Raw genomic sequence first — 14,511 nt, forward strand, 5'->3', positions numbered from 1 at the left:
CGCATCATGCCAAAACGGACAGATATCCGCTCCATCCTGATTATTGGCGCTGGTCCCATTGTCATCGGGCAGGCCTGCGAGTTCGACTATTCCGGCGCACAAGCCTGCAAGGCTCTGCGGGAAGAAGGCTACCGGGTCATTCTGGTGAACTCCAACCCCGCCACCATTATGACGGACCCCGGCCTTGCGGACGCCACCTATGTGGAGCCCATTACGCCGGATTTTGTTGAGCGCATCATTCTCAAGGAAAAGCCCGACGCCATTCTGCCCACCATGGGCGGCCAGACGGCTCTCAATACTGCCATGGCGCTGGATGCCTCCGGCTTCCTGCAAAAGCATGGCGTGGAACTGATTGGCGCGAAGGCCGACGTGATTGACCGCGCGGAAGACCGTCAGAAATTCCGGGAAGCCATGGATGCCATCGGCATTGAAAGCCCCCGCAGCTTCATTGCTCACACGATGGAAGAAGCGCGGGAAGCGTTCAAGAAAATCGGCTTCCCCACCATCATCCGCCCCTCCTTCACCATGGGTGGCTCCGGCGGCGGCATTGCCTATAACCGGGAAGAGTTTGAGCAGATTGTGGCCTCCGGTCTGGATGCCTCCCCCACCACGGAAGTGCTGATTGAAGAATCTCTGCTCGGGTGGAAAGAGTATGAAATGGAAGTTGTGCGCGATACGGCGGACAACTGCATTATCGTCTGCTCCATTGAAAATATTGACCCGATGGGTGTGCATACCGGGGACTCCATCACAGTCGCCCCCTCCCTGACGCTGACGGACAAAGAATTCCAGCGGATGCGGGACGCCTCCATTGCCTGCCTGCGCGCCATTGGCGTGGAAACGGGGGGCTCGAACGTGCAGTTCGGCGTGAACCCGGCAGACGGGCGCATGGTGGTGATTGAAATGAACCCCCGCGTGTCCCGCTCCTCTGCGCTGGCGTCCAAGGCGACCGGCTTCCCGATTGCCAAGATCGCCGCCAAGCTGGCTGTGGGCTACACGCTGGATGAGCTGAAGAACGACATTACCGGATCCACCCCGGCGTCCTTCGAGCCGACCATTGACTATGTGGTTGTCAAAATTCCGCGCTTTACGTTTGAAAAATTCCCCGGCGCGCCTGCCCTGCTCTCCACCTCCATGAAGTCCGTTGGCGAGGCCATGGCCATTGGTCGCTCCTTTACGGAAGCTCTGCAAAAAGGCCTGCGCTCCATGGAAACCGGCCTGCATGGGCTGGACCCGGTGGAAGTGCCCGGTGACGGCGGGGAAGATGCCTTCCGCGCAGCCCTCTCCCAGCCGCGCCCCGAACGGATTCTGATGGCCGCTCAGGCACTCCGTTCTGGTCTGTCCGTTGAGGATGTCAACGAGGCCTGCCGGTTTGAACCGTGGTTCCTGCGGGAGTTGGAAAAAATTGTTCACGCGGAACGCGCCATCCAGAACCATGGCCTGCCGCGTGACGCCCAAGGCCTGCGCCGCCTGAAAGCCATGGGCTTTTCTGACATCCAGCTTGCCCGTCTGTCTGGCACGCAGGAAGAGGAAGTTGCCGCCCTGCGCCATCAGGTAGGCGTCAATGCCGTCTATAAGCGCATTGATACCTGCGCGGGTGAGTTCGCCTCCAGCACGCCCTATATGTATTCCACCTATGAAGGGGTGTTTGCGCCACCAGCCTGTGAATCCAACCCGACCGACCGCGAGAAGATCATCATTCTCGGCGGTGGCCCTAACCGGATCGGTCAGGGCATCGAGTTCGATTACTGCTGTGTTCACGCCGCCTACGCACTGCGGGAAGCCGGGTTTGAGACCATTATGGTCAACTGCAACCCGGAGACGGTCTCCACGGATTATGACACCTCCGACCGCCTGTATTTTGAGCCGCTGACGGCGGAAGATGTCGTCGCGCTGATCCGCAAGGAGCAGCAGAACGGCACTGTCAAAGGCTGCATCGTGCAGTACGGCGGCCAGACGCCGCTTAAGCTATCCCGCGCGCTGGAAAATGCCGGTATCCCGCTTCTGGGCACCCCGGCGGACGCCATTGACCGCGCGGAAGACCGTGAACGCTTTCAGGCGCTGCTGCACAAGCTCGGCCTGCGCCAGCCGGATAATGGCATTGCACGCTCCCCGGCGGAAGCTGAGGATATTGCGGAACGTATCGGCTACCCGGTTGTGGTGCGTCCGTCCTATGTTCTGGGCGGTCGGGCCATGGAAATCGTGTATGACCGCGCCGGTCTCCAGCGCTACATGCGCGGAGCACTTCAGCTTGCCGGGCATGACATCGCCTCCGGCCCGGTGCTGATTGACCATTACCTGAACGAAGCCATCGAGGCGGACGTGGACTGCATTGCAGACGGCACGGATGTTTATGTGGCCGGGGTAATGGAACATATTGAGGAAGCGGGCATCCATTCGGGTGACAGCGCCTGCGCTCTGCCGCCTTATACGCTCTCCCCCGCCATTGTAACGGAGCTGAAAGCCCAGACCGAAGCCATGGCGCGTGAGCTAGGCATTGTCGGGCTGATGAACGTGCAATACGCCATCAAGGATCAGGAAATCTTCGTCCTTGAGGTCAACCCCCGTGCCTCCCGCACCGTACCGTTCGTGGCGAAGGCCACGGGTGTTCCGGTGGCCAAAATCGGCGCGCGCGTCATGGCCGGAGCCAAGCTCGCCAGCTTCAATCTGGATGACCGCGCTGTGGTGCCGCATGTCGCGGTGAAGGAAGCCGTTTTCCCCTTCAACCGCTTTGCGGAAGTGGACATCATTCTGGGGCCGGAAATGCGCTCCACGGGTGAGGTCATGGGGTTGGATACCTCTTTTGAGCGCGCCTTTGCCAAATCCCAGCTTGGCGCGGGTGTGCGCCTGCCCACGTCCGGCACGGTCTTTCTGTCCGTGCGGGAGAGTGACAAGGCGCATCTCCCCGCCCTTGGCCGCCAGTTGGCCAGCATGGGCCTGAAAATTCTGGCCACGCGCGGCACAGCCAAAAAGCTGCGCGATGCCGGGATTGAGGTTGATGTGGTCAACAAGGTGCTGGAAGGCCGCCCGCATTGTGTGGACGCCATCCGCTCCGGTGAAGTGCAGATGGTCATCAACACCGCCCGTGGCGCGCAGTCCGTGGCGGACAGTTTTGACATCCGCCGCTCGGCCCTCGTGCTGGGCATTCCGCACTACACCACCATGGCGGGCGCGCGCGCCGCAACCTACGCAATTGCGGCAATGCGTGAAGGACCGCTTGAAGTTGCGCCACTTCAGTCATACTTTAGTGGATCGTTCTGAACAGGGCGGCTGACTGTCCGGTCTGCCTTCCACGTTCCACGGGGCAAGCGACCATGCCGAAAGGCTTGGCCGCCTGTACCCGTGTTTTTTGTAACTTCCATGCCGGTCTGATCGTCCGGCAGATTTATTCTGGGGACATGTCTTGCAGAAAACTCCGATGACGGAAAAAGGCTTACGGCGGCTCGAAGACGAACTGCGTAATCTGAAATCTGTAGAACGTCCGGCTATTATCCGCGCCATTGCGGAAGCCCGCTCCCACGGCGATCTGTCCGAAAACGCGGAATACCACGCTGCGCGTGAGCGGCAGTCCTTTACCGAAGGCCGCGTGCTTGAGCTGGAAAGCATCATCTCCACAGCGGAAGTGATTGACCCCACAACCCTGTCTGGGGATCACGTCAAGTTCGGTGCGACTGTCACCGTGGTTGATGAAGAGACGGACAAGGAAGCGACCTACCAGATTGTTGGCGTGCATGAAGCCGACATCAAGCAGAACCTGCTGTCCATCTCCTCCCCGCTCGCCAAATCCCTGATTGGCAAGCAGGAAGGCGATACCGTTTCCGTTCCCGCCCCCGGCGGTGACCGGACTTATGAGATCCTGTCTGTGAAATTCATCTGAGATGCTGAAATTTGAGGATATCACCGCCGCCGCCGCGCGGATAAGCGGGAGTGTCCTCCGCACCCCCACGATTTCCTCTCAGTCTCTCTCAAAGGTCACGGGCGCGGAGATTACTCTGAAGCTTGAAAACCTTCAGGCTGTCGGCTCTTTCAAGGAACGCGGAGCGGCTAACAAGCTGGCTCTGCTGTCTGACGATGAACGTCGTCGCGGCGTGATTGCTGTTTCCGCTGGCAACCATGCGCAGGGTGTGGCCCGCCATGCCAGCCTGCTGGGCATTGACGCCGTTATTGTCATGCCGCGCTTCACCCCCGCCGCCAAAGTAGTGCGTACCCGCAACTGGGGTGCCCGCGTCATTCTGGAAGGCGAAAGCTTTGCGGAAGCCCTGCTGTTTGCGCAGGACCTTCAGGCGCGTGAAGGCCGCACCTTTATCCATCCGTATGATGACCCTGCGGTTATGGCCGGTCAGGGCACCTGCGCGATGGAACTGTTTGCGGATGCCGGGCCGCTGGACATGCTGGTCGCCCCCATTGGCGGCGGCGGTCTGCTGGGTGGCTGCGCCGTGGCGGCCAAAGCCATGCGCCCTGAAGTGGAACTGATTGGTGTGCAGGTGGAAAGCTATAATTCCCTGTCCGCCTTCCCCGCTCCGGCCACGCATCCGTCCGGGGGGGCGACCATCGCCGAGGGCATTGCCGTGATGCAGATCGGCCAGCGCCCGGATGAGGTCATTCGCAAGCTGGTCTCCCGCGTGCTGGTGGTGCCGGAATGTGCGGTGGAAACCGCCATCACCCTGCTGGCCGAAGGAGCGAAGCAGGTTACTGAAGGCGCAGGCGCTGTCGGGCTTGCCGCCGTCATGACCTACCCTGACCTGTTCCGGGACAAAAAGGTCGCGCTGCCCATTTCTGGCGGCAATATCGACAGCCGTATTCTGGCCAACACGCTCCTGCGCGCCATGCTACGTGATGGCCGCATCCTGCGTCTGATTATGGAAATTCCGGACCGCCCCGGTGTGCTGGCTGATATTTCCAAAAGCATTGGGGAAGCTGGCGGCAATATTATTGAAGTCTCGCATCAGCGCCTGTTTGCAGCCCCTTCCGTTCAGGCTGCCGAACTGGAAGTGATGATCGAAGCGCGGGACCCGGAACACGCGGCCCTGATTACCAAAGCCTTAGGCGAACACTACATCGTTCGCCGCGCCTGACACGGTGGAACCATGCCTGCCCGGCACTTTGTCTCCGGCTGTTTTAGTGGCATACTCAAGCCCTGAAATAATATGGCCCTAAAACAATAAGAAGGCATGGTTCCATGAGTGCTTCAGCACCGTCCCAGACAAAACGCCCGGCCCACACAAAACATCCGGTCATGCTGGTTATTCTTGACGGCTTTGGTTGGCGAGAAGAGTCCTCGGATAACGCGGTTCAGCAGGCCCACACTCCGGTTTTTGACGCGCTCTGGAAAAATGGGCCGCGCAGCTTTCTGCGCACCTGTGGGGAAGATGTCGGCCTACCAGAAGGCCAGATGGGCAATTCCGAAGTCGGGCACCTGAATATCGGCGCGGGCCGCGTTGTCATGCAGGAACTGCCACGTATTACCACCGCCATCCGGGACGGCAGCGTGGCCCGCAGCGCCGCCATGACCGGCTTTATCGACACACTGAAAAAAACCGGTGGCACCTGCCACCTACTCGGCCTTGTCTCTCCCGGTGGCGTCCATGCGCATCAGGACCATGCCGCAGCCCTTGCCCGTATGGTGGCTGACGCCGGGGTGCCCGTGGCCTTCCATGTGTTTACCGATGGACGCGACACCCCGCCCCGCTCCGCGCAAGGCTATCTGGACACGCTGCGCGCTGCCCTGCCGGAGAGCGTGAAAATAGCGACCGTCTCCGGCCGCTATTACGCCATGGACCGTGACAAACGCTGGGACCGTGTGGAGAAAGCCTACAACGCCCTCGTCAGCGCGGAAGGCCCGAAGGCCGCCACTGCGCAGGATGTCATCACACAAGCCTATCAGGCCGATATTTCCGACGAATTTATCGTCCCGACCGTGCTGGACGGCTATACCGGCATGAAGGATGGAGATGGTCTGCTCTCCTTCAACTTCCGCGCCGACCGTATCCGTCAGCTTCTGGACGCCATGCTTGAACCGGGCTTTGACGGCTTCGCCCGTGGCAAAGTGGTCAAATTCTCCACTGTTCTGGGCATGACGCATTATAGCGACACGCTGGCCGAACGCCTGACGGTGCTGTTCCCGCCGGACTCGCTGGAGAATATTCTGGGGGAAGTCGTGGCCCGCGCCGGACGCACCCAGCTCCGCATGGCCGAGACGGAAAAATATCCGCACGTCACCTACTTCCTCAATGGCGGGCGTGAAGACCTGTTTGAAGGGGAAGACCGCATCATGGTGCCCTCCCCCAAAGTCGCGACCTATGACCTCCAGCCTGAAATGTCCGCACCGGAACTGACGGACAAAGCCGTCGCCGCCATTGAGAGCGGGAAGTATGACCTGATTGTCCTGAATTTTGCGAACCCGGACATGGTTGGCCATACCGGTGTGCTGAAAGCCGCCATCAAAGCGGTGGAAACCGTCGATACCGGCACGGGCCGCATCATGGAAGCCCTCAAAAAACAGAACGGCTCTCTGCTGGTCACGGCGGACCACGGCAACTGCGAGACCATGAAAGACCCGGAGACCGGCGTGCCACATACAGCCCATACGCTCAACGTGGTGCCGCTGGTAGCTTTTGGCGTCGGTGCGAAAAAGCTGAAAGACGGGCGGCTGGCTGACCTCGCCCCCACCCTGCTGGACATGATGGGCCTGCCCAAACCTGATGACATGACAGGGACTTCCCTGCTAACGGACTGAATGCTTTTCGCCCGGCCTTCTCCGCTCTGTCCGTCTCCGTCTGCCCTGCGCGGACGGAGAAATCCGGCCTGTGGGGGGCAGGTTTTTGCCGCACTGCCTGTAGGGATACTCGCCTTGCTAGCGTGCATTCCGCAGGGTCAGGCAGTCGCCGCCAAAAAAAGTACCAGCCACGCCGCTCATCACAGTGCGAATCATCACAGTGCGAAAAGCCCGTCTCACCGGGCATCCGGCACCTCCGGCAGCAAGCATCCCTCTTCCAGTTCACGCGCCACGTCGTCCTCACCCCGCACAGGCACAACCAGCGCGGAGGCCGAAGCCGAGCGGTCTGTCAGGCAGGCGCAGTCGGCTCTGGCAGCCACACAGGCCCAGCGCGCGGCCATGGACCGGCAGAAAGCCGCTCAGGCGGCGGCGGTCACGGCATCGCGCGCCAAAAATGAGGCCGCTCAGGCCGTTGCCGTGCAAAGTGCGGCCAAAGCGACGGCTCTTTCTGCGGCGACAGTCTCAGCCACAGCGCAACTCCAGACAACGGAACAGCAGGTCTCGGACCTCGATTCCCGCATTGCCGACCTCCGCAAGGAACAGGCCAGCCTGCGTGAGGGGCTGCGGGAGGATGCCAAAGCCCTTGCTCCGGTCCTGCCGTTGGCCGAGCGCCTCTCCCTCTATCCGTCTGATACATTGCTGGCTGCTCCCGTGCCGCAGGGGGAGGCTGTTACGGGCTTTCTGGTGCTACGCGGCCTGTCCCGTGGGTTGGAACATCAGGCGGAAGACATGCGCGCCCGGCAGGAAAAACTGACTGCGCTGGATGCGGAACTCACCGCCAAACTGGCCAAGCTGGGCCAGTTGCAGGAAACGCAAAGCCATCAGCGCGATCAGGTCCGGCAACAGGCGCTAAAGGCCCGCGCGGCCCAGCAGCAGGCCAATGCCGCCGCCCGCACGGCTGCCGCGCAGTTGCAGCACGCGACACAACGGGCCTCCAGCCTTCAGGACGCCGTCTCCCGGCTGGACGCCCTGCAGGCCGGAGCGGAAGCGGCCCTGCAAAAAGAAATTGCCGCCGCTGAAAAAGCCCATCAGGCCGCGCGGGATGAAGCCGCCCGCCGCCGCGCGCAGGAACGAGCGGACGCAGCTCGCCGGAAAATGGCGGCCATGGCCTCCGCCGCTGGCCCCGGCCTGTCAGACCATCCGCCTGCTGGTGGGGGCACGCGCCCGGTGGTGGGCTCGCTTGTCAGTTCATGGGGATCTCCAACCGAATCTGGTCCCGCAACCGGCATAACCTATCGCACAGCGCCGGGAGCCAGTGTTCGCACGCCCTGTTCTGGCCGCGTTGATTTCGCAGGGCCGTTCCGCACCTACGGGCAGATGGTTATTCTAAATTGCGGCCAGCATTATCGCTTTGTTATGGCTGGGTTTTCCGGGCTTGATGTAGCCACCGGGCAAGGCCTCGCCAAAGGTGCGCCTATCGGGCATATGGGGTCTTCCGGGAGTTCGGGCACGCTGTTTATCCAGTTGCGGCACGGGCAGAAACCCGTCAATCCGGCTCCCTTCCTGTAAGGAAAAATGGACTGACGGTTTGCCTGTCCGGCGGAAGCAGCTAATCTCGCCCGACTGCATGGCGGACACAGGCTGCACTTTGCGCTACAACGCAAGACGCAGCCCAACGCTGTAACATTCGACAGGACACGAGCGCACGGGTGCCATACCCGGCGACAGGAGACGAGATCGCATGAAGTTCCGCACAGGTCTGATGCTTGGCGCCACTTTTCTGGCAGGCCTTGCCGTGGCTTCCCACCCCGGTGCGCTGCCCGGCGCAGGCATGCTCGCCTCCCCCGCCATGGCGGAAAAGGCTCCGGATGCCTCCCCCACCAGCAACCATGCCGAAACCTATCGCCTGCTCACCCTGTTCGGCACTGTGCTGGACCTTGTGCGCGCGGATTATGTCGAGCCGGTTTCTGATAAAGACCTGATCACCAATGCCCTGAACGGCATGCTGACCGGGCTTGACCCCCACAGCTCCTACATGACCGAAAAACAGTATGCGGACATGATGGTGCAGATGAAGGGCGAGTTCGGCGGCCTCGGTCTGGAACTGCAACAGCAGGACGGGCACATCCGCGTTGTCTCCCCAGTGGATGGCACACCGGGCTTCCGTGCGGGCATCAAGCCGGGTGATTATATTATTGCCGTGGATGGCCACCCCGTGGATGGCACACCGCTGGATGAAGCCGTGAAGAAAATGCGCGGCAAGCCGAACACCAAAATCACGCTGACACTGGTGCGGGAGAAAACCCCCAAGCCGATTATTCTCACACTCACGCGTGAGAACATCCACATCGAAGTCATTAAATCCGCGCTGTATGACCGGATTGGCTATATCCGTATCGCCCAGTTCAATGAGGAAACGGAAAAAGGTCTGCTCAAAGCCTATAACCAGCTCAAGCAGCAGGCGGGCGGCAAGCTGGCCGGGCTGGTGGTGGATCTGCGGAATGACCCCGGCGGCTTGCTGAATCAGGCCATTGATGTCTCATCCAGCTTTATCCGCTCTGGTGAGATTGTCTCCACCCGCGCCCGCCACCCCAAGGACAGCCAGCGTTGGGATGCCCACGGGACAGACATTACCGATGGTCTGCCCATTGTGGTGCTGATCAACGGCGGGTCCGCCTCTGCGTCTGAAATTGTTTCCGGCGCGTTGCAAGACCACCACCGCGCCGTGCTGCTGGGCACGAAGTCCTTTGGCAAAGGCTCCGTGCAGTCTATCATGCCCATTCCGGGCAACGGGGCCATCCGTCTGACAACGGCCCGCTATTACACGCCGTCTGGCCGCTCCATTCAGGGGCTGGGGATTACGCCCGATATCGCCGTGAAAGAAACGCGGGAAGACCCCGGCTTCAGCCTGCATGAAGCCGACCTTGAACATATTCTGAAAAATCAGGGCGGAAACCAGACCAAAGCAGCACCCCGTACGGACCTGCCGGCCATTGCCAAGGACATAACGGGCGAACCTCCTGCCAACTGGCCGGAATTTGACTACACAAAGCCTGCAACGGACTTCCAGCTCCAGCAGGGCCTGCGTGTTGTCCGTTCCATGGCTGGACTGCCCGCGCCGGACCCGTCTGCCTCTCTGCCTGCCGCCAAACCCCCGGCGGATAAGGACAAAGAGAACAATAAAGCCGACAAAGACAGCCATACCCACCACTAACACCAGCAGGAGGCCCGTGCGCCATGTCCAGCCCATCTTCTGGCACGCCTGAGAAGCCTTCCGGGGTCTCTCTGTGGCAGCAGATGCCTGCGTCTGGCCGGGCCTTTATCCGCTTCTGGGGGGGCTGCACGGCTCTGGCTGGCGTTCTGGCGCTGACCTTACAGGTCATGGGGCCGCCCTATGCGGCTGTGAGCGGCGAGGACATTGATGTGGGCACAACATCGCCCGCCGTCCTCACTGCTCTCGCCAACAAAACTGATATTCCAGCCCCGATGGGTGATCTGCTCTCTGATCAGATTGGTCCCGGTGGGTTTGCACTGCCCAAGCCCGGGCCGCATGGCCTTCTGCCCGGGCTGGCCTATGCCGCCCCGGTGGTGCCGGTTCCCGCTGACAACGCACAGGTTGCCCTTCTGATTGACGGAATTGGTCAGTCTGATGATGAACTCAGCAATCAGGCGATCGATACCCTCCCCGGCCCTGTTTCTCTGGCTGTTTCTCCCTTTGCCGCCGACCCTATGAGCCTGATGGAGCGGGCCAGAACACACCACCATGAAACGCTGCTCTCGCTACCGATACAGGGCTCTGATGCTGAGAGCAGGAATGGCAAGGGAATTACCGGGCAGGACGCGCTCACGCCGTCTCTCAGTGTGGAACATAACAAAGAGACGCTCAACGCGCTTCTCTCCCATCTGGCAGGCTATGCCGGGGTGACGAATGCCTTTTCCGGGCAGACGGGTGGAGATTATGCGCATTCTCCCGCGTTCACGCCCCTGCTTGCAAGCCTGAACCAGCGCGGCCTGTTTTATCTCAACGCAACACCCGCGACCGCCCCGCACGGACCCGGCCCCATTGGCACAGCCGATGTCGCGATCAATACCGATGCGGATATTGTCACCATTGATATTCTGCTGCTCAAGCTCCAGCAGCTTGCCCGCAAGAACGGCCACGCCATTGGCGTCATGGGACCACTGCGCCCCGTGGCACTCTCCTGCCTGAGGGCGTGGCTCCCGCATCTGAAAACAATTGGCATTACGCTCGTGCCTGTCAGCATGCTGGTCATGCCGCCACCGCCTCCACCGGCTGCCCCCAAACCTCCGCCGCAACCAACGGCAGCCGAAGGTGCGGTGCATGTCCAGATTACCCCCGCCCCTACCGATAGCCGGACAACCCCGACACCCTTTGGACACCCCTAATGAGCCTTCCCCCAAAAGCCGAAAGTCTGCCTTACCGCCCCAATGTCGCCGCCATGATTTTTCGGGCCGATGGTCGCATTTTGATCGCCCGCCGCACGGACCAACCGGGTGCGGGTGGCCCTCTTTCTGAAGGCACATGGCAATGCCCGCAAGGCGGCATTGATGACGGAGAAGACCCGAAAACCGCTGTTTTTCGGGAAGTGCAGGAGGAGCTTGGGCTTGAAGCGCGTAGCCTGAAACTGCTTCAAGAACACCCGGATTGGATAACCTATGACCTCCCGGATTACCTGATCGGCAAGGCACTCGGCGGCCGCTTCCGTGGGCAGACGCAAAAATGGTTCGCTCTGGCTTTTACCGGCACGGATGCCGACATCCGTCTGGACGCTCAGCGTCCCCCGGAGTTTGACGCCTTCCAGTGGATTGAACTGGCCGATCTACCCTCTGGAAATGTCGGGTTTAAAAAACCGATTTATGAGCGGTTGGTGCAGGATTTCGCACCCTTCGCCGCCCCTGTCTGAGCGCATAAAAAAGGGGGAAGAGACGCGTTCTCTTCCCCCTTTATCCTAACTGCTGGACCAAACGCTTTTAGTGTGCGCCCGTCGCCTTACCGCCGCTTTTGATGTTGGACAGCAGGAAGCAGAACGGCACGCATAGGAAAGCCCCAATCCCGAGGATCATAAAGACCTCATTATAGGTCAGCATGGCCACCTGACGGGAAAACTCCAGAAACTGCACATGCTGCGCCGCACTCTGCGCGGCCTCAGGCGTCATGCCCCGGTTTATCCCCGCGTTCTGCGCCTGTGTCAGATACTCATTATAGGGCTGGTTGTACGGCGTCATCCAATGGACCATGTGCGCCTGATGCGCCTGTTTGCGCTCCATGAGCATCGCCGTTGCCCCTGAAATAGCCAGAGAGCCCAGCACGTTACGGGACATACTGAACAAGGCCGAGGCATCCGCGTTCAGGCGTTCCGGAATGGTGGAATAGGCAATGGTGGACAGCGGCACAAACAGGAAGGCGAGGCACGCCGTCTGACTCATACGGAACAGCACCAGATGCTTGAAGTCCAGCAGAGGCGTGAGCTGCGCGGAAAAGAATAGCGCAAGCCCCATCAAGCCAAAGCCCAACGCGATCACACTGCGCACGCTGATGATACTCATCAGCTTGCCCACAAACGGGATCAGCACAATGACGGCAATCCCGCCCGGCGAGAGAATGAGGCCGGAGAGCGTAGCCGTATAGCCCATAACCTGCTGGGCAAACTGCGGAACGATAATGGCGGAGGCATAAAGCAGCGCGCCCATGGCCCCCATCATGGCCGTGCCCACTGCAAAATTGCGGTCCTTGAACACCCGCAGGTCCACCGCAGGCTTGTCTGTATGCAGCAGCCACATCACGGCGCCACCAAGCCCCAGCACGGCCAGAACCCCCATAATGCGGATAAAGGTGGAGCCGAACCAGTCCGCATCCTCCCCTCGGTCCACCATCACTTCCAGACAGCTAAACCCGATGGTGATGAGACTGATACCGATCACATCAATCGGGGCCTTCCGCTTTCTGGCCCATGGCGGGTCTTCCACCAGCGCTGCGACACCCAGCGTTGTCAGAAAACCGAACGGCACATTGATGAAGAAAATCCAGCGCCATGAGAAGTTATCGGTAATCCAGCCGCCCAGCGTCGGGCCGATTACCGGCCCGACCACGGCGGCAATAGCCGTCAGCCCGAAAGCTGCCGCCCGTTTTTCTGGCGGGAAGCTGTCAAGAATAATGGATTGCTGGTTGGGTTGCAGGCCACCGCCAAAAAAACCCTGCATCATGCGGAAAACAATCAGTTCCGCCAGACTGGTGGCCATACCACACAGAAAGGAAGAGACCGTAAACATAACAATACAGACCAGAAAATATTGTTTCCGGCCAAAGACCTTGCCCAGCCACCCGGAGATGGTGAGCACAATACCGTTCGCAACGAGGTAGGCCGTCAGTGTCCATGTCGCATCATCGTAGGTGCTGGAAAGGCTCCCGGCGATGTGCGGCAGGGACACGTTGACGATTGTTGTGTCCAGAATTTCCATAAACGCCGCCATCGTCACAATGAAGGCGACAGACCACGGATTATGTTTGGGCTTCCACCCTCCGGCGGCAACCTCGTCCTGCGCGCTCATGGCGCGGCGGTCTCATGGCCAGCGGTGGCCGCTGCTTTCTGGCGCTGGGCAACAGCCTGCTGCACATCCTGCGGCGCGGCATCGGCATGGCCCTGCGTATCCACATGCACCACGGGGACTACAGACATACCCAGAGCCAATTGTTGCGCGGGGTCCAGCCCATCATCAATCAGGATTTTCACCGGCACACGCTGCACGATCTTCACGTAGTTACCGGTCGCATTTTCAGGCGGGAAGGCGCTGAAGGTCGCCCCGGTGCCCTTCTGAAGGGAATCGACATGCCCGTGCAGCTTGAGGGATGGGTAGGCATCCACCTTGATATCCACGCTCTGGCCGGGGCGGATACGCGTGATCTGCGTTTCCTTGTAGTTGGCAACAACCCAGACTTCCGGCTCCACAATGGACAGCACCACCTGCCCCGCGCGGACGTAATTGCCCTGCTCCAGATTACGCTGAGAAATCCAGCCGTCACACGGAGCGCGGAGAACAGTCCATTCCAGATTCAGGTTGGCGTTATCAAGCTCAGCCTGATCGGCCTTGGCCTGACCTTCCTGCTGGCTGATGGTGATCTGGGCGTTTTTGATGTTGGGCTGCACCGGGGTTGCAATCTGCACCATACCCTGCGCTTCCAGCACCTGCGCCTTAGCGGCTTCCAGCGCAGCGCGGGCATAATCAATATCCTGCTGCGAGGTTGCGGCGCGCTCCACGGAATGCTGCCGCTTATAATCGGTTTCCGCCTTGAACAACTGCGCTTTGGCGGCGGCAAGGTTCCCCTGTGCCCGCACCAACTGGCCCGGATAGCTCTGCATGGCGACAATATGCATCATGCCACTGGCCTGCATACCGGCCTGAGATTTTTCCAGAAGGCCTGCGGCTTTATCACGCGCGGCCTGCCAGTCTCTAGGGTCAATGCGAGCCAGAACCTGCCCTTTACGGACAAACTGGTTATCATTCACCAGCAGTTCCGTCACATATCCCCCGACATGCGGCGCAATGGAGACGGCGCGGCCTGCGGTAAACGCATCGTCCGTTTCCACCTCATTGCGCGTCAGGAACCAGTAAACCCCGGCCGCTACCGCCAGCACAATAACAACGCATGTCAGAATAATTTTGCCACGTCCGCTTTTCTTCTTCGCTGGCGGGGCGCTCCCGTTATCAGACGTTGCATCAGACTGTTCGTTATGGTCGTCGGCCATTCTGTTTCCCGTCCCTGAGACACTCTTCAT

Annotated in this window: 10 protein-coding genes; 8 read left to right on the top strand and 2 right to left on the bottom strand. The window is 60.4% G+C overall.

The window, feature by feature from the left end:
- Positions 1 to 6: 6 nt before the first annotated feature.
- From carB to AD949_RS12935, 8 genes are all read left to right on the top strand, one after another.
- Positions 7 to 3,261 (top strand): carbamoyl-phosphate synthase large subunit, encoded by a 3,255-nt coding sequence (carB, locus tag AD949_RS12900; protein WP_048834641.1) that lies wholly within the window; start codon positions 7 to 9, stop codon positions 3,259 to 3,261.
- Positions 3,262 to 3,403: 142 nt separating this feature from the next.
- A complete protein-coding gene (greA, locus tag AD949_RS12905; protein WP_048834640.1) occupies positions 3,404 to 3,877 on the top strand; it encodes a transcription elongation factor GreA in 474 nt (157 codons plus the stop codon).
- A gap of 1 nt (position 3,878) precedes the next feature.
- Complete coding sequence (locus AD949_RS12910; protein ID WP_048834639.1) at positions 3,879 to 5,075, top strand: threonine ammonia-lyase; 1,197 nt, start codon at positions 3,879 to 3,881, stop codon at positions 5,073 to 5,075.
- Between the two features lie 104 nt (positions 5,076 to 5,179).
- Entirely contained in the window at positions 5,180 to 6,736 is a 1,557-nt protein-coding gene (gpmI, locus tag AD949_RS12915; RefSeq protein ID WP_082064559.1) for a 2,3-bisphosphoglycerate-independent phosphoglycerate mutase, read from the top strand.
- A complete protein-coding gene (locus AD949_RS12920) occupies positions 6,737 to 8,284 on the top strand; it encodes a murein hydrolase activator EnvC family protein (protein ID WP_052944498.1) in 1,548 nt (515 codons plus the stop codon).
- A gap of 172 nt (positions 8,285 to 8,456) precedes the next feature.
- Entirely contained in the window at positions 8,457 to 9,929 is a 1,473-nt protein-coding gene (locus AD949_RS12925; protein ID WP_048834638.1) for a S41 family peptidase, read from the top strand.
- A 23-nt stretch (positions 9,930 to 9,952) separates the two neighbouring features.
- Positions 9,953 to 11,122 (top strand): divergent polysaccharide deacetylase family protein, encoded by a 1,170-nt coding sequence (locus AD949_RS12930; protein ID WP_048834637.1) that lies wholly within the window; start codon positions 9,953 to 9,955, stop codon positions 11,120 to 11,122.
- Entirely contained in the window at positions 11,122 to 11,640 is a 519-nt protein-coding gene (locus AD949_RS12935) for an RNA pyrophosphohydrolase (RefSeq protein ID WP_048834636.1), read from the top strand. The genes AD949_RS12930 and AD949_RS12935 overlap by 1 nt, the downstream gene beginning before the upstream one ends.
- A 67-nt stretch (positions 11,641 to 11,707) precedes the next feature.
- On the opposite strand, the gene AD949_RS12940 is transcribed toward AD949_RS12935, so the two are convergent.
- Entirely contained in the window at positions 11,708 to 13,285 is a 1,578-nt protein-coding gene (locus tag AD949_RS12940; protein ID WP_048834635.1) for a DHA2 family efflux MFS transporter permease subunit, read from the bottom strand.
- Complete coding sequence (locus AD949_RS12945) at positions 13,282 to 14,481, bottom strand: HlyD family secretion protein (RefSeq protein WP_048834634.1); 1,200 nt, start codon at positions 14,479 to 14,481, stop codon at positions 13,282 to 13,284. The genes AD949_RS12940 and AD949_RS12945 overlap by 4 nt, the downstream gene beginning before the upstream one ends.
- Between the last annotated feature and the right edge of the window lie 30 nt (positions 14,482 to 14,511).

The sequence above is a fragment of the Acetobacter orleanensis genome, from assembly GCF_001581005.1.
Classification (GTDB): domain Bacteria; phylum Pseudomonadota; class Alphaproteobacteria; order Acetobacterales; family Acetobacteraceae; genus Acetobacter; species Acetobacter orleanensis.